We start from the raw sequence: 19,572 nt of genomic DNA, 5'->3' as shown, positions 1-19,572 counted from the left end.
GATGACTGTAGTAGTCAAGTATACAGCTTTCGAAAAGCCGGTTTTTACGCGGTGATTTGCACAAAAAGCGACGATCTTGGCCTCGAATCAGAACTGTGTAGGCGTGAGGGAGCGCGCATTCGCCAGATGTTTCACCGGTGACAAGCCGAATTAAAGTTGACTACTACATTCATCAATTGAAAGAGCGGTGCATCATCGTCGCGATGACGTAAGGGGCAGCCGGGGACAAGACAGATGCATGACGGTTCGATGATCATTCAGGTAGGCTCGCGAGCGCTGTTGGCGTTGCTTCTGGCCGGAGTTGCCCTGCCTGCTTTTGCGCAGGAGAATACGGCACCGAAGAAAAATGCCGACGAGACGACCGTGCTTGAGACGATAACCGTTAATGCCGACGTCAAAAAAGGCGCGCGCGGTTATCAGCCGATAACCACGGGCACTGCGACGCGCACCGAGACGCCGATCCTCGATATTCCGCAATCGGTTAACGTCGTGACCAATGAAGTGCTTCGCGACCAGCAGGCGCGCTCGCTGGATGATGCTCTCGCCAATGTCAGTGGCGTTACCCAGTCAAACACGCTGGGCGGCACGCAGGATGCCGTTATCCGCCGTGGTTTTGGTGACAATCGCGACGGCTCGATCCTCATCAACGGGCTAAAGACCGCATTGCCGCATTCCTTCAACGATATGGCGGAGCGAGTGGAAGTGCTGAAAGGGCCGGCATCCACGCTCTACGGCATTCTCGATCCGGGCGGCATGGTGAATGTCGTGACGAAGAAGCCTGAAGATACTTTCTCCGCCGAAGCCTATTCGCGCTTCTCAGCCTTTGGGGCGGGCAAGTATGGTACATCCGGCGGTTTCGATGTGACCGGACCTATTGCGGGAACGGATTTTTCCTATCGCCTGATCGGTCAGGGGGAGAACAGCGACTATTGGCGCAATTTTGGTGAGAAGAAGAACTGGCTGATCGCACCCTCGCTAAAATGGAGCGGCGAGGATACCGACATTACGGTTTCCTATATGCATGAGGATTACAGCGTGCCCTTTGATCGCGGCACGATCTTCGATCCGGCGACAGGAAAGGCAATCAATGTCAGCCGACGTCTCAGGCTGGACGAGGCCTATAACATCACCGATGGCAAATCCGATCTGGCGAGTATCTCGATAGACCGCCAATTGTCCGAAGACTGGAAACTGTCGCTGAACTACGCCTATAGCCAAAACGAATATTCCGACAACCAGGCCCGCGTGATGGGTTACAATTCCCGCACGGGGCAGGTGACGCGGCGCGCTGACGCCACGCAATATTCCACCATCTACAACCACGCGGCCCGCGCTGACCTGACCGGTGAGGCTGATATTGGTGGCCTGCGCAACGATCTGCTGTTCGGCATGTCCTACGATTACAGCGACACGCTGCGCACCAACATGTTGCGATGCGCAAATTCCTCGAATTTCAACATTAACAATCCCGTTTACGGCAGGTTGCCGGCGTGCACGACGGTCAGGGCCGTCGACAGCGACCAGACGGAGGAGCTTTCCACTGCTTCGATCTATATGCAGGACGCCGTGCATCTGGGCGATCAATGGATCGCTGTCGGCGGTTTGCGCTACCAGTATTACGACATCTATGCCGGCAAAGGCCGCCCCTTCGTCTTCAACACCCAGAACAATGGCGGCGAACTCATTCCCAATGCCGGTCTCGTCTACAAGATCACGCCGGATGCATCCCTTTATGCCAATGTGGCGAAAACCTTCCGCCCGCAATCCTCGATCGGAGCCTATTATGGCGGGCTAGATCCGGAGGAGGGCATTTCCTATGAGGTGGGCGCCAAGTTCGAGCTGTTCACCGGTTTGAATGCCAATATTGCTTTGTTTAATGCCCGCAAGCGCAATGTCGCCTATTCGGAGGATGTAGGCGGTGTGTCGACGGTGAAGGCCGCCGGTCTCGTTCGCTCGCGCGGGGTGGAGGTGGATATTGCCGGCAACCTTACCGATAGTCTCGATCTAATCGCAAGTTATGCCTATACGGACGCTCTCGTTCTCGAAGATTCCACCTATGCCGGCAAGCGCTTGCCGAATGTCGCGCGTCACACCGGCTCGCTGTTTCTTGCCTATGATGTCGGTGAGGTCGGGCCGAACGGCAACACGCTGCGGATCGGCGGAGGAGTGCGGGCCGTCGGCCAGCGTGCCGGCATCAACGACAATTCCTATGACCTGCCGGGTTATGCCGTCTTCGACGCCTTTGCGACCTATACGCTTCAGCTGGAGAAACCGGTGACCCTACAGCTCAATCTGAAGAACATCTTCGACAAAAGTTATTATACCTCATCCATTGGCTCCACCAGCTATGCCAATGCTGTCGGCGAGCCCTTCAACGTCAGCCTCACGGCCAGCGTGAAATTCTAAGGGTACAGGCGGCGCAGTCCATCTGGGTCTTGCCGCTGCTGATGAAAGCAGACTCGTGCGTTTCTTGCATGGCTGCGCTGCATTAAAGCCTATTTAATATGCGGTAAAACCGGGTATCTTGTTTTCATCGAAGCGATGCACCTCCTCCCGCAGAGCTTCGGATTGAGATGGCCCTATCCTCCTCCCAAGGGTTGTCTTGTGAACAATGGCACTCCTCCTCCCAGCCGTTGTTCGAAATTTCGGAAAGCCTGCCGCACCTCCTCCCGCGGCGGGCTTTTTCGTTTTCGGGACAGGGGCATCACAAGCCAAGCGCGAGCTGCGCTTCCTCTTCACTCTCTTCGGTGCTCAGCGAGGAAAGGGTAATCCCCAACAGCCTTACCGGACGTTTGAATGGAAAGACGGAGGCAAGCAGGCTCTCTGACATCTCCTGGATCATTGCGAGATCAGACACGGCTCCCGACACTGTTTTGCTGCGTGTCGCCTGGCTGAAATCCGAATATTTGATTTTCACGGTCACCGTCTTTCCCGTGATGTCGTGGGCCTCGCAATAACGCCAGACTTTCTGAGCCAAAGGGCCAAGCTCCGCCTTCGCCAGATTGAGATCGTCGATATCCTCGACGAATGTGTCCTCGGCGCCGACAGATTTGCGGATGCGATCGGGCTTGACCTGCCGTTCATCGATACCGCGGGCGATGTTATAGAAATACGGGCCGGATTTCCCGAAATGCTGTTGCAGAAAACCGAGTGATTTCGACTTGAGATCGAGCCCTGTTTCGATGCCGTGCTGTTTCATCCGCTCGGCCGTGGCGGGTCCTACGCCATGAAATTTCTTGACGGCCAAGGCTTCAACAAAGCCAGGCCCATTCTTCGGCGTGATGACGGCCTGGCCATTCGGTTTGTTCAGGTCGCTTGCCATCTTGGCCAGAAACTTGTTGTAGGAGATGCCGGCAGATGCATTGAGGCTGGTGACCGCCTTGATCTTTGCGCGGATCTCCAGCGCAATTTCGGTGGCGATCTCCATGCCTTTCAGGTTTTCGGTGACATCGAGATAGGCTTCGTCGAGCGATAGTGGCTCGATCAGCGGGGTATATTCGGCAAATATCTCGCGTATTTGTTGCGACACCTGCCGGTAGACCTCGAAGCGTGGCGGTACGAAGATCAGGTCCGGGCATTTCCGTTTGGCAGTGACGGACGGCATGGCGGAATGCACGCCGAAGGTTCTCGCCTCGTAACTTGCCGCAGCCACCACGCCTCGTGCGGCCGATCCGCCGACGGCGACCGGCATGCCGCGAAGTGCGGGGTTGTCGCGTTGCTCCACCGATGCATAAAAGGCATCCATGTCTATATGGATGATCTTTCGAACAGCCGTGTTATCCATCGTTCCAGCCTGTACGATCTTCCCTATTTCCACATCGCCCGCATCCGCGCGCCTACATCGATGCGGATCTGCTGCGCGCTGCGCTCGGAGGCTGCGGCCGAAACCAGGGGCCAGGTGGCGGTTTCAAAGAACTGCAGCAAAGTTGCCGGTATGAAGCGGGTTCTAGCGGCATAGACATGCCGGTCGCCCTGCGCGTTCTGGCCATGGGTGAAGAACCGTTGCGGGGTTATCAGTGACAGGCTGTCCTTGGCGCGCGTCATGGCGACATAGAGCAGCCGGCGTTCCTCCTCGACTTCATGCGTGGAGCCGACACCCAGATCGGAGGGTATGCAGCCATCGACCACGTTCAGGATAAAGACGGAACGCCACTCCTGGCCTTTTGCCGAATGAATGGTTGAAAGCGTCAGATAATCCTCATCGAGCAGCGGCACGCCTGCCTGATCGCTGGTGGCATCCGGCGGATCGAGCGTCAGTTCGGTGAGGAAGCGTTCGCGGGAAGGATAGCCGCCGGCAATCTGCTCGAGTTGCAGCAAATCGGCCTTCCGCGTCTCGGCATCCTCATGGATGCGTTCGAGGTGGGGCTCGTACCAGAGCCGCGCCTGCTCGATATCTGATGGCCAGCCGCCGTGCAATTTTCGCATGTTCGCCAGCAACTGCACGAAGGATACCCAGTCATCACCGGTTTTGGGTGGCGGCGGAATTTCGGCTAGGGCGAGCAGAGGTTCAGGATCTGCCGCAATCGTATCGAGAATATTGCCGGCTTTCTTCGGCCCGATACCCGGCAGCATCTGAAGTAGCCTGAAACCGGCGACGCGGTCACGCGGGTTTTGCGCGAACCGCAATACCGCCAGCATGTCCTTTACATGGGCACTGTCGAGAAACTTCAGGCCGCCAAATTTGACGAAGGGAATATTGCGGCGTGTAAGTTCAACTTCAAGCGGCCCGCTGTGACTGGAGGTGCGAAACAGCACGGCCTGTTGCTTCAGCGTCATGCCGGTCTCACGATTGGCCAGCACCTGGTCAATAATGAAGTTCGCCTGCTCGGTTTCGCTTTTTACTGTCACGAGCTTTGGCCGCTCGAGCGACTGTCGTTCGGTCCAGAGGTTTTTGGTAAATCGCTCACGGGCAAGGTCGATGACACCATTGGCGGCAGCCAGTATCGGCTGTGTCGAGCGATAGTTGCGATCAAGGGTGATAATATCGGCAGCCGGGCTGAAAGATGCCGGAAAATCAAGGATATTGCGCACCGTTGCTGCCCGGAAGGAATAGATCGACTGGGCATCGTCACCCACCACGGTCAATCCGCGACCGCCCGGTTTCAGTGCCATCAGCACCGCGGCCTGCAGCCGATTGGTATCCTGATATTCGTCGACCATCACGTGGTCGAAACGATTGCCGATATCGCCTGCAAGGTCGGGATCGCTGACCATCTGGGCCCAGTAGAGCAGAAGATCGTCGTAATCGAGAACGTTCTGGGCCTGCTTGGCCTCCACATAGGCAGCGAATAATTGCTTGAGCTCTTCTTCCCAACTGGACACCCATGGATAGTGCTGGCGCAGGATTTCTTTCAGCGGCGTTTGTGAATTGACGGCGCGCGAATAGATCGCAAGACAGGTGCCCTTTGTCGGAAAACGGCTCTCGGTCTTGGAGAAACCCAGCTCGTGTCGGGCAAGGTTCATCAGATCAGCGCTGTCTTCGCGGTCGTGGATCGTGAAATCCACGTCCAGTCCAATCTGTTCCGCATAGATTCGCAAGAGGCGCGCGCCGATCCCGTGAAACGTGCCGGACCAGGCCATCGCATCCGTGAGGGCTCCGGCGTTAGCGCCGATGACCTGCTTGCAGATACGCTCGACACGACGGGACATTTCGGAGGCGGCACGCCGTGAAAACGTCATCAGCAGGATGCGGCGAGGATCGGCGCCATTGACGATCAGATGCGCCACCCGGTGCGCCAGCGTATTGGTCTTGCCGGAACCGGCACCGGCGATAATCAGCAACGGTCCAGCCGTGTGTCCGCCTGAAGGCCCAACGCCATGTTCCACGGCCTTGCGTTGCTGCTCGTTCAGTTTGTCCAGATAGGCAACCGCCATGCCTGCATCCTTGATATTTGCCTATCCGCACGAAGACGGCATTTTTCAAAAGCACTCTTGTTGCAATGATTAGCAAAAACTCAAACAGCAGGCCAGAACAAATAATGAACGCATGTCTCTGTCCTCCACACTGCGGTGGACAAACCTGGCTGATCGATATTCGCAGCCTCAATCGGGTTCCGCATGGCGTGTTGACCGGCATGCTTTTCAAACCAATGAACCAACCCGGCGGCTGATGAGTTCACCAGTCGCGTCTTGGAAGACGTGTTTGTTGGGAGGACAAAAGCATGAAGCATCTGAAACTATGCCTGATCGCTGTTGCAGCACTGGCCACATCGACATTTGCCTTTGCCGAGCAGAAGGCCATGAGGTCTGACGCAACGATCGCGTCGGATATCAATTATCTGCTTTACACGCCCAAAGACTATGCCGGTTCGGACAAAACCTATCCTCTCGTGGTCTGGCTGCATGGCGGCGATCAGGGCGGGAGCGACGTCGAAAAGCTGCGCCGCAGCGGTCTGCCAAAATTGATCGAAGGCGGCCGTGATTTTCCTTTCATGGTGTTTTCGCCACAAAATCCGAGCGAGGAACTGCTTTATCCGATCGAACGTGTCGCAAGCGTCCTGGCTTCCGTTGTGGCGGATCATCGGGTGGACCGCAGCCGTATCTATCTGATTGGATATAGCCGGGGAGGGTTCGGCGCCTGGTCAATGGCCGAGCAGTTTCCACAAACTTTTGCTGCGGTCGTCCCAATTGCCGGTGGCGGCATCCGCCATTACCTCAACCGCACCAATGAAAAGACAGCATTCTGGGCCTTTCACGGCTCAAGGGATGAGGTGATTCCTTTGTCCGATACTGTTGTCCTCGTTCAGCGTCTCCAGGAACTGAAACGTAATGTGCGGCTGACGGTTTTTGAAGATACGAACCATGAAGAGGTGGAGGCAAAAGTGCTCGGCGATGAGGCGATGTGGACCTGGCTTCTCCAGCAAAAGCTTGCAGACGCAAAGACGCCTTCGGTACCCTGAATCCGCAGCGGGCACCGTTTTACCGCTGGTATGAAAGCCCATAACCCAGCGCGGCCGTCATAAGGCCGGGCTGGCCGCATCATAAGCCTTCGTCAAAACATCTCTCCGCAAGCGTGTCTTTCGCCTCTTGACACAGAGTAGGGAAGTCGTGCTAATACGCATTAACAGCTAATACGTATTAGCAGTCAACGAGTGTCGGGGAGGGCATTGCGTGACCAGCCATAAACGCCTTACTCAGAACGATATTGCGAAGCTTGCCGGCGTCAGTCAGGCAACAGTATCGCTTGTTCTGAACGGCGCGCCGACCGCGATTGCGCGTATCCCGGCTGAAACACGCGAACGCGTACAGGCGGTCATTCGCAAGACGGGTTATGTCGCGGACCCGATCGCGCGCCGCATGGCCAAGGGGCTTAATCGCATCCTCGGCGTCTTCACCTACGAGCCTGCTTTTCCAAGCGCACAGGCGGACTTCTTCACGCCGTTCCTGTTGGGCATCGAGGAAGAGGCGCAACAGCAGGCGTACGATCTTCTGCTGCTGACCAGTGCCGGCGTCGGCAACAACCGCAAGATTTTTTCCGAGGGCAACAGGCTCCGGATCGCCGATGGCTGCCTTGTCCTGGGCCGTGAATTCGACCGCAAGGAGCTTACCCGGCTGGTCTCGGAAGATTATCCATTCGTGGCGATCGGCCGACGCGACGATGCGGGCGGGCCCGTGCCCTATGTCGGCGGCGACTATGCCGCGGGCACACGGCAGCTTGTTGAGGATGCCATGATGCTCGGGCATTCCAAACTCGCCTATATCGGCCCTGCGGGTCCGGCGGAATCGATTGCCGACCGCTGGCGAGGTTTCAGTGATGCGCTCGGCACGGCGGCGACGCTTGCATTGCACATAAAGGCGGTAAACCGGCCTGCCGAAAAGATCCTCGACGCGATCATCGAAAGCGGCGCGACGGTGGCATTTTTCATAGAACTGGCGGATGCGGTGCGCGTCGAGACTTTGGCACGGGAGCGCGGAATTGGGGTGCCCGACGTGTTTTCGATGGTCGTGCTTGGCAGCCATATTCGTGCCGGCCGCAGCCCGGTGCGTTTCACATCCTATGAAATTCCCCGTGAAGAGATGGGCCGGCAGGCGACTGCAATGCTGGTGAACCGCATCGAGACCGGCAGCCCGGGAAGTCAAATTCTACTCAAGTGCCAACCCGTCAAGGGTGAAACATTGGGGCCGGCTCCAGTGGCCTCCCCTGATAAGTCCCCAGTCAACAAAACGGATGAGACGACGTGAAAGAGATGCAAGCAGACATTCTTGTGGTCGGTGGTGGCCTTGGCGGCGTGGCGGCGGCCCTCGGTGCCGCACGCGCCGGAAAGCGCGTGATCATGACCGAGGAATATGACTGGATCGGCGGTCAGTTGACCAGCCAGGCCGTTCCATCGGACGAACATAGCTGGGTCGAGCAGTTCGGCATCACCCGCTCTTATCGCGCGCTGCGCAACGGCGTGCGCCAATATTACCGCGACCATTATCCGTTGACGGAAGGCGCCCGCTCCTGGAGTGACCTCAATCCGGGTGGCGGCTGGGTCAGCCGCATCTGCGCCGAGCCGCGCGTCAGCCTTGCGGTGATGGAAACCATGCTTATGCCCTATATCGGTGCCGACCGGCTGACGGTGCTCAAGCCCTATCGGCCGGTTGCTGCCGATGTGGACGGCGATAGGGTCCGCGCGATCACCGTGCGGCATCGCGACAGCGGAGCGGAGATCGTCATTTCCGCCGACTACATTCTTGATGCCACCGAGCTTGGCGATCTGTTGCCGATGACGGGCACGGAATATGCCAAGGGGTTCGAGGCGCAATCGGACACGGGGGAGCCCAGTGCGCCGGCCAGCGCCCAGCCTGATAATGTGCAGGCCGTGTCGATCTGCTTTGCAATCGATCATGTCGACGGCGATCAGACGATCGACAAGCCTGATAATTACGACTACTGGCGCAAGTACCAGCCGCATTTCTGGGGTGGGCCGATGCTCGGTTTCACCGCGCCGCATCCGCGCACGCTGGAACACACGACCCGCTCCTTCACGCCCAATCCGGACGACGATCCGTTGCTGGTTGATGCCGACCAGCGCAAGGGCGGTGGCGATGAAAACCTCTGGATTTTCCGTCGCATCGCGGCACGCAAGAACTTTGCGCCAGGTTTTTATAAATCCGACATCTGCCTCGTGAACTGGCCGATGATCGACTACATGGACGGCACCATCATCGATGTGTCGGAAGAAGAAAAGGCGCGGCATCTGAAGGCGGCGGCCGAACTTTCCTATTCGGTGTTTTACTGGTTGCAGACCGAAGCGCCGCGCCTTGATGGCGGACAGGGCTTTCGCGGCCTGCGTCTCAGAGGCGATATTACCGGCACCGAACACGGCCTTGCCATGGCGCCCTATATCCGGGAAAGCCGCCGCATCAAGCCGGTCACGCGCATCGTCGAACAGGATCTTTCCTACACGGTTCGCGGTGACAGGGGGGCTGTCCGCTATCGCGACAGCATCGGCATCGGCATGTACCGCATCGATCTGCACCCATCGACCGGTGGCGACAACTATATCGATGTGCCTTCCTGCCCGTTCGAGATCCCGCTTGGCGCACTCATACCCGAGCGCGTGAAGAACCTTATTCCGGCGGGCAAGAACATCGGCACGACGCATATCACCAATGGCTGCTACCGCCTGCATCCAGTCGAATGGAATATCGGCGAAGTGGCTGGAATGCTGGCGGCCTATTGCCTGGAAAAAGGTCTCACACCGCATCAGGTGCAGGAAGACGATGACCATCTTCATGTCTTCCAGACGGCGCTGACCCGCGAGGGCATCGAAATACGCTGGCCGGATATCGCGGCCTATTAGGACGGCGGACTGCCGTTCGATCGAACCCATCTTTGGAGGAGGACTGGGAATGAATAGTCATTGGAAAATGCAAACCACGGCCTGCGCGCTGGCCCTTATCGGCTCGTTTGCTCTGGCAGGGGCAGCGGCGGCACAGGATGCGGTCAAGCTGCGCATGACGATCTGGAGTGCCAACGAGGCGCATCTAAAGCTGTTCAACGACATCGCAGCCGGCTTCAAAAAGGACCATCCGAATGTCAGCGTGACCTATGAGTCCCTGCCTTTCGACACCTATACCACTGCGCTCACAACCCAGATTGCGGGCGGCAATGCGCCTGACATGGCCTGGATTTTCGAGACTTCGGCCTATGATTTCGTCAAATCAGGCGCGCTTTATCCGCTCACCGACACGCTGAAGGCCGCTCAGGGTTACAATCTCGACGAAGTCAGCGCCGGGGCCACGGAACGCTGGTCGCAGGACGGAAAGCTCTTCGCCTATCCGTTCTCGACCTCGCCCTTTGCGGTCTTCGTCAACAATGATCTCATCAAGGCCGCAGGTGCAAAGACGCCGGCGGAGATGATCGCTGCCGGCGAATGGACCTGGGAAAACGCCATCGCCACCGCCTCGGCGGTCGCGAAATCCGGCAAGGGCGGGCTTGTGGTCCGCGACTTCAATTACCAGAGCTGGCAATATCTGACCTCCGTGTGGAACGGCTGGGGCGCATCGCCCTGGAGCGCGGATGGCGCAACCTGCACCATGTCGGAAAAGCCGATGGCGGATGCGGTGTCGTTCATCCATGACGCCATCTTCAGCAAGAGGGCCATGCCCGGCCCCGGCGAGACGGTCGATTTCTTCGCCGGTAATGCCGCGATGACCATTACCCAGATCAGCCGGGCCTCGCTTTTGCCGAAGGACAAGCCTTTCGGCTGGGACCTCGTGCCGCTGCCGAAAGGACCTGCCGGCGAATACGCGCTGATCGGACAGGCCGGCATCGGCGTCATGCAGTCTGGCAAGAATGCGCAGACGGCGGCCGAATTCGTTGCTTACATGACCAATCCGGAAAATTCGGCAAAGCTCAGCCAGTTCTTCCCCTCGGCACGCAAGTCGCTTTTGAATGCGGAGGTGTTGAAAAAAACCAATCCGCTACTCAGCCAGGAACAGATCGAAAAGGTCGTCATATCAGGTATCGCCACGGGCAAGGTCATGCCCGGCCACACCGGCTTTGCCCAGATCCAGCAGATCGTGCGCTCAAACCTCGATGCGGTCTGGCGGCCGGAGGCCGATGTCGCGGGAGCGCTTCAAAAAATCTGCGGCCAGATCGCGCCGCTCCTGAAGCGCTGAGGAGAAAGCCATGGCTGTCGCGCAGGAGATTACCCGTCCCCGGCATCGCCCGGTATCGGCGTTCTGGACCATCGCGCGGCGCGACAGTCTTGCTGGCTTTCTGTTCATCGCCCCGCAGCTGATCGGGATCATCATCTTCGTGCTGATCCCGCTCGGGCTGGTGTTCTGGTATTCGCTGCATGAGTGGAACGTGCTCGCCAATACCTTCACCTATACCGGTGCGCGGAACTACCGGATGCTCATCGAAGATGGCAATCTTCTGGAGGTGCTGGGCGCGACCGGGATATTCTCCGCCGGACTGGTTGTTTTCAACCTGTCGCTGGCGCTGCTGCTTGCCGTGCTGCTCAACCAGAAGCTTGCCGGCATAGCGATATTCAGAACGCTGTTCTTCTCGCCCGTCGTCGTGTCTCTGGTTGCCTGGACGATCGTTTGGGGTTTCCTGCTGCAGAAGAACGGCGGCATCAACGGCATGTTGCTGATGGTCGGCATCGAAGGCCCCAACTGGCTGCGCGAGGAGACGACAGCGATGATTTCGGTCATCGTCGTACAGGTCTTCAAGAATGTCGGGCTCAACATGATCCTGTTCCTGGCGGCACTTCAGGGCGTGCCGAAGGAACTCTACGAGGCCGCCCGCATCGACGGTGCGCCAGCCTTCAAACAGTTCCGTCGCATCACCCTGCCGCTGATCAGCCCGACGATCCTGTTGACCTCGATCATCACCATTGTCGGCTCGCTGCAGGTTTTTGCTCAGATCGCGGTTTTGACCCAGGGCGGGCCGGGTCTGTCGACCACGGTGCTGGTCTACTACCTCTATCAGCAGGCTTTCCAGTTCCATTTCTTCGGTTATGGCTCGACGCTGTCCATCCTGCTGTTCCTGATCGTCGCGGTATTGACCTTTGCCCAGTGGCAGATGCGCAAGAGGATCGTCTTTTATGAAAGCTGACCTTTCCCCCCGCACGCAGGTGGCGCTTTACGGGCTGTTGTGCGTGCTGTTGATCCCGTTCGTCTTTCCGACCTGGTGGATGGTGACATCGTCGATCAAGCCGATCAGCGACATCTTCGCCTTCCCGCCGCGGTTCTTTCCCCAAAACCAGGATTGGACGACCTACTCGAAGGTATTCGAGTTGCAACCCTTCGTGCGGCAATACTGGAACTCCGCCTATATTGCTGCTGTCGTGACGATTGGCACGATGATTGTCTCCTCCATGGCAGGATATGCCTTCGCACGTATCCGGTTTCCGGGCGCCAATGTGATCTTCATGATCGTGCTGCTTGGCCTGCTGATCCCGTCCGAAGTGACGATCGTGCCGCTCTTCCAGATGTTCCTGAAGGCAGGCATGGTCAACACCCACTGGCCGCTGATCCTCGTGCCGATTTTCGGGGCGCCAAGCGTGTTTGCCACCTTCGTCATGCGGCAGTTTTTTGTGACACTGCCGGGGGAGCTGGAGGAGGCCGCACGCGTCGACGGTCTTGGACGTTTCAAGATATTTCGCAAGATTGCCTTGCCCTTGGCAAAGCCGGCGCTTGCTTCGGTCGCGATCTTTACGTTCCTGCATTCCTGGAACCTGTTCCTCGAACCCATCGTCTTTCTCTCCAGCGCCGAGATGTTCACGCTGCCGCAGGCGCTGACGCAATATACCGACGCCTATGGCGGGCCGATGTGGAACATCCAGCTTGCCGCAGCGACGCTGACTGCGCTGCCCGTGCTCATCGTCTTCGTGATTGCCCAGAAGCAGTTTGTCGAAGGCCTCGCCCATACCGGCCTCAAGGGCTGAAGAACCGGAAACCGATTGATGGCTCACGTTACTCTCTCCGACATCCGCAAAAGCTATGGCGCGGTCAAAACCATTCACGGCATCGATCTCGCCATTATGGACGGCGAGTTTGTTGTGCTTGTCGGGCCTTCCGGCTGCGGCAAGTCGACCCTGTTGCGGATGATAGCCGGTCTCGAAACGATTACCGGCGGAGAGCTCAGGATCGGCGAACGGGTCGTCAACGATCTCGACCCGAAGGACCGCGATATCGCCATGGTGTTCCAGTCCTATGCCCTATATCCGCATATGACGGTGGCCAGCAATATGGGCTTTTCGCTGGAGCACCGCGGCTCGAGCAAGCAGGAAATTGCTGAAAAGGTGAACTGGGCAGCGGATATTCTTGGCCTTGCGCAGCTGCTCGACCGTTTTCCGCGCCAGCTCTCTGGCGGCCAGCGCCAGCGCGTCGCGATGGGCCGGGCCATTGTTCGCAATCCGCAGGTGTTCCTGTTCGATGAGCCCCTCTCCAACCTTGATGCGAAGTTGCGCGTCGTCATGCGAGGCGAGATCAAGGCGCTGCACCAGAAGCTGAAAACCACCACGATCTATGTGACGCACGACCAGGTCGAGGCGATGACGATGGCCGACAGGGTCGTGGTTCTCAATGGCGGCAGGGTCGAGCAGATCGGCACGCCACTCGAACTTTACGACCGCCCGGCAAATCAGTTCGTTGCGGGCTTCATCGGTTCGCCATCGATGAACTTCCTGACCGGCGCGATAACTGAAAGAGGTTTTGAAACCGCAGGTATCGTGTTGCCCTTGCCAGTTTCCGCGGCCGGCTTCGTCGGCAAACAGGCCGTTTACGGCATCCGCCCGGAACACTTCCTGCTTGATGCCGGCGGCGTGCCTGCCGAGATAATACTGGTTGAACCATTAGGATCGGAAACGCAGGTCACCATGAAATTCGGCGGTTCCAAGGTGCTCGGCGTCTTTCGGGAACGCATAGGGCAGGCAGTCGGCGACAGCATCATGGTCTCGCCGACGCTTAACAGCGTTCATCTGTTTTCGAGTGAAGACGGAGCGCGGCTGAACTGATCGCGAGGCCCTCTGCCTCTTGCGCGGCCCGACGGCCTGATCAGATACTGGACTGCCAGGGAAAGCCTCGCAGTCCAGCTGTTCCAATGGCTCACCCCATGACGGCTTTCAAAGAAAGCTGCTCTCGAAGAGCTCGCCTGAATAGGCGGCGTGGGTGATGCCCGCTTCAAGATCGGCCTTGGTCAACTCATCGACAAAAACACCATTCTGCATGACCAGAACGCGGTCGCACATATGGGCTATAACCGACAGGTCGTGGCTGACGAGAACGAAGGTGAGGTTCTGCTCGTCGCGCTGATCGGCCAGGAGGTTCAGGATTTCCGCCTGAATGGAGACGTCGAGAGCGGATGTCGGCTCGTCGAGAAGCAGGATCGGCGGCTCGAGGATAAGCGCGCGGGCGATTGCAACACGCTGACGCTGGCCTCCGGACAGTTCGTGCGGGAAGCGCTCGGCAAAATGCGCGGGCAGGCCAACCTGCTGCAGCGCGGCCGGAACCTTCGACCAGCCGTCACCAAGCCCCATGGAGCGGATCGGTTCGGCAAGAGCCCGGCCGATGCGGTGGCGTGGGTGCAGGGAACCATAGGGGTCCTGGAACACCATCTGCGCCAGCTTCAGCTCGTCGCGGCTACGGACTTTGCCCACAGGCTTGCCTTCGAAAGAGATCGATCCGGTCCAGCCGGATTCAAGGCCGGCAAGCGATCGCAGCAATGTCGACTTGCCGCAACCGCTTTCGCCAACGATGCCGAGTGTCTCGCCTCTGTTGACCCGAAAGCTGACGTCGCGCACGACGTGATTGCGGTTTTCCTTCGTGCCGTAGACGACATCCAGCTTGTCTACCGTGATCATCGCATCACCTCCGCATCGATTGCCTGGCGATCCAGCACCTTGAGGCGCCGAACCGGATTGCGGGGATCGGGCATGGCCGCGATCAGGCCCCGTGTATAGGGGTGTTGCGCATCTTCGAGCTTGGAAAGCGTCTCCACGACGCGTCCGCCATACATGACCAGCACGCGTTCGCAAAAGGCTGCGACCATGCGGATATCGTGACTGATGAGGATGAGGCCCGAATTGTTTTCGCGCACCATCTCGTCCAGAAGCAGGAGGACATCCTTGCGGACGCTGACATCGAGTGCTGAGGTCGGTTCGTCGGCGATGACCAGCTTGGGTTTGGCAAGCAGCATCATGGCGATCATCACGCGCTGTCCCATGCCGCCTGAAATCTGGTGGGGATAAAGCCCCATCACGCGGTCAGGATCGTTTATGCGCACGCGCAGAAGCATGTCGCGCGCGGCATTTCTGGCGGCCTTGCCCTTGAGGGCCAGATGCAGCTCGGCCGCTTCCGCCACCTGCTTTCCGATCGGCAGGACCGGATTGAGGGAATAACGCGGGTCCTGCATGATGAGTGCCATCTCGCTGCCGCGGATCGCACCCATCTGGCGCTCGGATTTTTCAAGCAGCGGTTCGGAGAGGAAATCCATCCGTTCTGCCGTCACCGTGGCACTCTTGGGCAGAAGGCGCATGGCGGCACGACCGGTCGTGGACTTTCCGGACCCGGATTCGCCGACGATACCGACACGCTCGCGCCCGACGTCGAAGTTGACATTGGAGACGGCGGGGATGGCGTTGCGGCCAAAGCGAACGTTAAGATCGCGGACCGAAAGAATGGGAGAGCTATCAGGAACGGGCATGACGCGGATCCAGTAGGTCGCGCAGCGTATCGCCAGCGATGTTGAAGGCAAGGCTCGTCAAAAGGATCGCGATGCCGGGCATGACGGCGACCCACCAGTAATCGAGCATGAATTTACGGCCGCTGGAAATCATCGCCCCCCATTCGGGAAGCGGCGGCTGAGCGCCAAGACCGAGGAAGCCAAGCGAGGCGGCCGTCAGGATGATACCGGCCATATTCAATGTCAGTCTGACGATGACCGAAGGAATGCACATCGGCGCGATATAAAGAAACAGGATGCGCATCGGCGAGGCCCCATAGAGGCGTGCGGCCGCAACATAGTCGGTGTTGCGCACGACCAGCGCTTCGGCCCGCGCCAGGCGCGCGATGGGCGGCCAGGCGGTCAGCGAGATCGCGATGATTGCGGTACCGAGACCGGCTCCCATTGCAGCAGCAAAGGCAAGTGCCAGAACGAGCGAAGGGAAGGAAAGGACAATATCGGTCGCGCGCATCAGAATGGCGTCGGTTCTGCCGCCGAAGAAACCGGCCATGACACCGATTGCAAGGCCGATAGGGCCGACGATGACCGAGACCGACAAGACGGTCTGGATCGTGATGCGGGTGCCATAGACGAGGCGGCTGAAAATGTCTCGGCCAAATTCGTCGGTTCCCGCCAGATGCGCCCAGCTGGGAGGCTGAAGCGCATTGTCGAGCACCTGGCGCACCGGATCATATGGCGCAATCAGGGGAGCGAAAATGGCAACCACGACCAGAATGGCGAGAATGGCAAAGCCGAACATTCCAAGCGGCTCGTCGCCAAGCTTCCGCAGCGTCCGCGCCGTCGTTGTGGATATCCGAGACAACGCGCTGCGGCTCCGCACGGGAGTGTTCTGAGTTATATCGGTCATCGAGCGACCTCCCGTGTCCGCGGGTCAAGCGTGGTGTAGGCCACGTCTGCGAGGAAGTTGAGCATCATAAAGATGAAGCCGATGACGATCGTGGCTGCGAGGATCGCATTCATGTCACCGATAAGCAGTGCATTCGTCATGTATTGTCCGATGCCGGGCCAGGAAAAGACGATTTCGGTCACAACGGCGCCTTCCAGCAGGTTGCCATAGGAGATGGCGAGAACGGTGATCAGCTGCACCGCGATATTCGGCAGTACATGGCGGGTTACGGTGCGCGCCGGGCTGACGCCTTTCGCACGCGCCGCAATCACGTAATCCTGGCTAAGCTGTTCGAGGGTGAAGGCGCGGGTCATGCGGGTAATGTAGGCCATTGCCATATAGGCAAGGATGATCGCCGGCAGCATGATATGCGCGAGCGCATTCCAGAAAATCTCTGTCTCACCTGCGAGAAGAGTGTCGACCAGCATCAGCCCTGTTCTCGGCTCCACGAGGCCTTCGTAAAAGACGTCCACGCGACCGGGCCCGGCGACGAGGTTGAGATTCGCATAAAAAATCACGAGCCCGACGATACCGAACCAGAATACGGGTATCGAATGCCCCACCAGCGCAAAGACACGTGCGAACTTGTCGATAAACGTGTCGCGAAACAGGGCCGCGGCGAGACCGAGCGGGACGCCGATGACGGTGGAGATGATGATTGCCAGCGTTGCAAGCTCAAGCGTCGCCGGGAAGGCTTGCGCCAGGTCCCGCGTTACCGGGTTCCCGGTCAGGATAGCTATACCGAAATCGCCGTGCAGCAGGCCGCGGAGATAGATGAAAAACTGCTGGTAGAGAGGGAGATCAAGCCCAAGCCGAGCCCGCATGGCTTCATAGGCTTTGGGATCTGCAAGCTCACCGACGATTGCCCCGACCGGATCGGTCGGCATCACCCGGCCAATGATGAAGGTGATGCAGAGCAGGATGAAGAGGCTGACGACAAGTTGCAGGAAGCGATGTCCAAGCCCGCGCAATGAAATTTCAGTCATCGCAAATCGCACTTCCACGAGAAAACGCTGTCAGCGATGCCACTTTTTGAACGGCTCGCCGCAGACGAGCAATTCTACCCTGCAAAAACTTTTGATGGTACTTCATCCCAACTCCTCCCTGAGCTAACATGAAAACATATGACGTAACGCCACGTCATCATATGAGTAACGAAGGGATTCGTTTTCTGCAAGAGGGAAGAGTGGCATGATGGGCGATAGGGAAAAGCCGCGGGAGCGGCGGGCACAACAGATCATCGATAATCTCAGTGCAGAAATTCGCAGTGGAAAACTTAAGAACGGCGATCAGCTTCCCACGGAACCGCAGCTTGAGCGCACCTACGGCGTGAGCCGCACAGTGGTTCGCGAGGCGATCGCGGATCTGCGCTCTTCCGGCTATGTCATTCCCATCCACGGCAAGGGCGTGTTCGTCAGCAATGTCAGCGAGTGGGCCGGTGTGAAGCTGACGCAATCCGAAGTTGGCACAATTGCAGAAACGCTGGAAATGCTTGAGTTTCGGCTCGCAACCGAAGGCGAAGCAGCGGCAATTGCCGCCTATCGCCGCACAGCCCAGCAGGAAGCGGCGATTTCCGCAGCCCATCGGAAAATGGGCCGGGCCATCGATGCGGGCGAAAGCACCGTCAGTGCCGATTACGAGTTTCACACGGCCATTGCGATAGCGACCAACAACCGGTTCTATCTCGAGGCACTGCGCCAGTTCGGGTCACGCTCGATACCGCGCGGTCAGTTTCCAACCCTGCCGGAGACGGGCGACGCGGATTATCTGCGCAAAGTGCAGGCCGAGCATGAGGCAATCCTGCGCGCCATCGTAGAGCAGGATCCGGATGCCGCGCGGAAAGCCATGCGCGATCATATGCTTGCGAGCCAGCGTCGATACAGGTTGCTTTCCGAGGCGCAATAGCATCTCGACACTCATCTTATTTCGTGCGATGTCATATGATGACTAGCATGGAGTGAGGAGAGAATCGATGTATGTCGGCACCCAGGTGACAGCGCGCGATGACGAGGATTTCAAGGTTTGGGCGCAGCTTGGCGTCAAGAATATCAACGCCGATCCGCCTGGTGCACCCGCAAGCTGGACCTTTGAGGATTTTGAGCGTCACCGTGACAAGGTCGAGAGCTTTGGCCTCGTGCTCGACATGGTGCAATTGCCGTTGCCATCAAGGCCGATCGAACAGGCATCGTTTCCCGATATCCTGCTTGCCGGGCCAGAGCGCGACCGGCAGATCGATGCCGTCTGCAGAATGATTGAGGATATCGCCAGGGCCGGCATCCCGGCGGCGAAATACAACCTCAATCTCATCGGCATCCCGCGCACTGAAATGGAGCGTGGGCGCGGTGGTTCGCTCAATGAAGCCTGGCGATGGGACAAGGCGGACCATGACGCGGCTCCGGGCCTTGCCGGTGTTCTATCCGAGGACGAAAATTGGGAACGCATCGACTATTTCCTCGAACGCGTGGTGCCGGTTGCCGAAAGCAACAAGGTGCGGCTCGCCTGCCATCCGCATGACCCCTACACCCCGCCCGGCTACAAGGGTGTCACGCGGGTGCTCGGCACCGTCGAGGGCCTGAAGAAATTCGTGCAGATGCGGGAAAGCCCCTATCATGGCCTGAATTTCTGCCAGGGATCGATCGGCGAGATGCTCGACAATCCGCGCGAGGAGATCGACGAGATCATCCGCTGGTTTGGCAGCCGCGACAAGATATTCAATGTCCATTTCCGCAACATCAGCGGCGGCAAGCTGTCGTTCATGGAAACTTTTCCCGACGAGGGTGACATGGACATGGTCCGTTCGCTGAAGCTCTACCATGAACTCGGCTATCGCTACATGATCATGCCCGATCATGTGCCGACGATTGCGGGCCGCGATCCCGTCGGTGTCGCCTTTGCGTTTTGCTACGGCTACATCGCCGCGCTCATCGAGGCGCTTAATAACAACCATCTTTGACTGTTTCAGGCCGGTTGGCGCATGTGGCGCTGCCGGCTTGCAATTACCGAT

At 58.4% G+C, this 19,572-nt stretch carries 16 protein-coding genes; 10 read left to right on the top strand and 6 right to left on the bottom strand.

Going from position 1 to position 19,572, the window contains the following annotated elements; translation table 11 throughout:
• The first annotated feature begins 234 nt into the window (after positions 1–234).
• Positions 235–2,406, top strand: a complete 2,172-nt coding sequence (locus ACQZ63_RS12475) for a TonB-dependent siderophore receptor (protein ID WP_448799218.1) — start codon at positions 235–237, stop codon at positions 2,404–2,406.
• A 298-nt stretch (positions 2,407–2,704) separates the two neighbouring features.
• Here ACQZ63_RS12475 and dinB read toward each other — a convergent pair whose 3' ends face one another.
• Together dinB and ACQZ63_RS12465 are read right to left on the bottom strand one after the other, a co-directional pair.
• Positions 2,705–3,784 carry a DNA polymerase IV gene (dinB, locus tag ACQZ63_RS12470; protein WP_448799217.1) on the bottom strand — a complete coding sequence of 360 codons (1,080 nt, stop codon included), beginning with the start codon at positions 3,782–3,784 and terminating at the stop codon, positions 2,705–2,707.
• 23 nt (positions 3,785–3,807) lie between these two features.
• A complete protein-coding gene (locus ACQZ63_RS12465) occupies positions 3,808–5,874 on the bottom strand; it encodes an ATP-dependent helicase (RefSeq protein WP_111796681.1) in 2,067 nt (688 codons plus the stop codon).
• Positions 5,875–6,161: 287 nt separating this feature from the next.
• On the opposite strand from ACQZ63_RS12465, the gene ACQZ63_RS12460 reads away from it, so the two are divergent.
• From ACQZ63_RS12460 to ACQZ63_RS12430, 7 genes are all read left to right on the top strand, one after another.
• Entirely contained in the window at positions 6,162–6,899 is a 738-nt protein-coding gene (locus ACQZ63_RS12460) for a carboxylesterase family protein (protein ID WP_025594974.1), read from the top strand.
• Between the two features lie 211 nt (positions 6,900–7,110).
• Entirely contained in the window at positions 7,111–8,181 is a 1,071-nt protein-coding gene (locus ACQZ63_RS12455; protein ID WP_025594973.1) for a LacI family DNA-binding transcriptional regulator, read from the top strand.
• A 5-nt stretch (positions 8,182–8,186) separates the two neighbouring features.
• The gene (locus ACQZ63_RS12450) at positions 8,187–9,788 is read left to right on the top strand and encodes an FAD-dependent oxidoreductase (RefSeq protein WP_448799299.1); all 1,602 of its coding nucleotides are present in this window, start codon (positions 8,187–8,189) and stop codon (positions 9,786–9,788) included.
• Positions 9,789–9,837: 49 nt separating this feature from the next.
• Positions 9,838–11,109: an ABC transporter substrate-binding protein gene (locus ACQZ63_RS12445; protein WP_112154226.1), complete on the top strand. Its 1,272-nt coding sequence runs from the start codon at positions 9,838–9,840 to the stop codon at positions 11,107–11,109.
• A gap of 10 nt (positions 11,110–11,119) precedes the next feature.
• On the top strand, positions 11,120–12,052 hold the full coding sequence (locus tag ACQZ63_RS12440; RefSeq protein WP_448799216.1) for a carbohydrate ABC transporter permease: 933 nt from the start codon (positions 11,120–11,122) through the stop codon (positions 12,050–12,052).
• Positions 12,042–12,884, top strand: a complete 843-nt coding sequence (locus ACQZ63_RS12435) for a carbohydrate ABC transporter permease (RefSeq protein ID WP_112401829.1) — start codon at positions 12,042–12,044, stop codon at positions 12,882–12,884. Before ACQZ63_RS12440 ends, ACQZ63_RS12435 begins: the two co-directional genes overlap by 11 nt.
• Positions 12,885–12,902: 18 nt before the next feature.
• A complete protein-coding gene (locus tag ACQZ63_RS12430) occupies positions 12,903–13,955 on the top strand; it encodes an ABC transporter ATP-binding protein (protein WP_112154227.1) in 1,053 nt (350 codons plus the stop codon).
• Between the two features lie 108 nt (positions 13,956–14,063).
• Here the strand turns inward: ACQZ63_RS12430 and ACQZ63_RS12425 are convergent, their stop codons facing one another.
• The 4 genes from ACQZ63_RS12425 to ACQZ63_RS12410 are packed head-to-tail and all read right to left on the bottom strand — an operon-like array spanning position 14,064 to position 17,554.
• A complete protein-coding gene (locus ACQZ63_RS12425) occupies positions 14,064–14,801 on the bottom strand; it encodes an ABC transporter ATP-binding protein (protein ID WP_025594968.1) in 738 nt (245 codons plus the stop codon).
• Positions 14,798–15,643 (bottom strand): ABC transporter ATP-binding protein, encoded by an 846-nt coding sequence (locus ACQZ63_RS12420; protein WP_025594967.1) that lies wholly within the window; start codon positions 15,641–15,643, stop codon positions 14,798–14,800. Before ACQZ63_RS12420 ends, ACQZ63_RS12425 begins: the two co-directional genes overlap by 4 nt.
• Positions 15,630–16,529, bottom strand: a complete 900-nt coding sequence (locus tag ACQZ63_RS12415; RefSeq protein WP_013761140.1) for an ABC transporter permease — start codon at positions 16,527–16,529, stop codon at positions 15,630–15,632. The genes ACQZ63_RS12420 and ACQZ63_RS12415 overlap by 14 nt, the downstream gene beginning before the upstream one ends.
• Entirely contained in the window at positions 16,526–17,554 is a 1,029-nt protein-coding gene (locus tag ACQZ63_RS12410; RefSeq protein ID WP_004431168.1) for an ABC transporter permease, read from the bottom strand. The genes ACQZ63_RS12415 and ACQZ63_RS12410 overlap by 4 nt, the downstream gene beginning before the upstream one ends.
• Positions 17,555–17,759: 205 nt before the next feature.
• Here ACQZ63_RS12410 and ACQZ63_RS12405 point away from each other — a divergent pair, with 205 nt between their 5' ends.
• On the top strand, positions 17,760–18,473 hold the full coding sequence (locus tag ACQZ63_RS12405; protein WP_004431172.1) for a FadR/GntR family transcriptional regulator: 714 nt from the start codon (positions 17,760–17,762) through the stop codon (positions 18,471–18,473).
• Between the two features lie 67 nt (positions 18,474–18,540).
• Complete coding sequence (locus ACQZ63_RS12400; RefSeq protein ID WP_013761138.1) at positions 18,541–19,521, top strand: mannonate dehydratase; 981 nt, start codon at positions 18,541–18,543, stop codon at positions 19,519–19,521.
• Positions 19,522–19,572: the final 51 nt, after the last annotated feature.

It is taken from the genome of Agrobacterium sp. CG160-95, assembly GCF_053521725.1.
This window is presented reverse-complemented; position numbering and strand designations above follow the sequence as displayed.

Excerpts from the sequence above, each read along its gene's own strand:
- ACQZ63_RS12420 (WP_025594967.1), bottom strand. The coding sequence starts at position 15,643 with ATGCCCGTTCCTGATAGCTCTCCCATTCTTTCGGTCCGCGATCTTAAC.
- ACQZ63_RS12415 (WP_013761140.1), bottom strand. The coding sequence starts at position 16,529 with ATGACCGATATAACTCAGAACACTCCCGTGCGGAGCCGCAGCGCGTTG.
- ACQZ63_RS12440 (WP_448799216.1), top strand. The coding sequence starts at position 11,120 with ATGGCTGTCGCGCAGGAGATTACCCGTCCCCGGCATCGCCCGGTATCG.
- ACQZ63_RS12425 (WP_025594968.1), bottom strand. The coding sequence starts at position 14,801 with ATGATCACGGTAGACAAGCTGGATGTCGTCTACGGCACGAAGGAAAAC.
- ACQZ63_RS12450 (WP_448799299.1), top strand. The coding sequence starts at position 8,187 with ATGCAAGCAGACATTCTTGTGGTCGGTGGTGGCCTTGGCGGCGTGGCG.
- ACQZ63_RS12435 (WP_112401829.1), top strand. The coding sequence starts at position 12,042 with ATGAAAGCTGACCTTTCCCCCCGCACGCAGGTGGCGCTTTACGGGCTG.
- ACQZ63_RS12475 (WP_448799218.1), top strand. The coding sequence starts at position 235 with ATGCATGACGGTTCGATGATCATTCAGGTAGGCTCGCGAGCGCTGTTG.
- ACQZ63_RS12465 (WP_111796681.1), bottom strand. The coding sequence starts at position 5,874 with ATGGCGGTTGCCTATCTGGACAAACTGAACGAGCAGCAACGCAAGGCC.
- ACQZ63_RS12460 (WP_025594974.1), top strand. The coding sequence starts at position 6,162 with ATGAAGCATCTGAAACTATGCCTGATCGCTGTTGCAGCACTGGCCACA.
- ACQZ63_RS12410 (WP_004431168.1), bottom strand. The coding sequence starts at position 17,554 with ATGACTGAAATTTCATTGCGCGGGCTTGGACATCGCTTCCTGCAACTT.
- dinB (WP_448799217.1), bottom strand. The coding sequence starts at position 3,784 with ATGGATAACACGGCTGTTCGAAAGATCATCCATATAGACATGGATGCC.
- ACQZ63_RS12405 (WP_004431172.1), top strand. The coding sequence starts at position 17,760 with ATGATGGGCGATAGGGAAAAGCCGCGGGAGCGGCGGGCACAACAGATC.
- ACQZ63_RS12430 (WP_112154227.1), top strand. The coding sequence starts at position 12,903 with ATGGCTCACGTTACTCTCTCCGACATCCGCAAAAGCTATGGCGCGGTC.
- ACQZ63_RS12400 (WP_013761138.1), top strand. The coding sequence starts at position 18,541 with ATGTATGTCGGCACCCAGGTGACAGCGCGCGATGACGAGGATTTCAAG.
- ACQZ63_RS12445 (WP_112154226.1), top strand. The coding sequence starts at position 9,838 with ATGAATAGTCATTGGAAAATGCAAACCACGGCCTGCGCGCTGGCCCTT.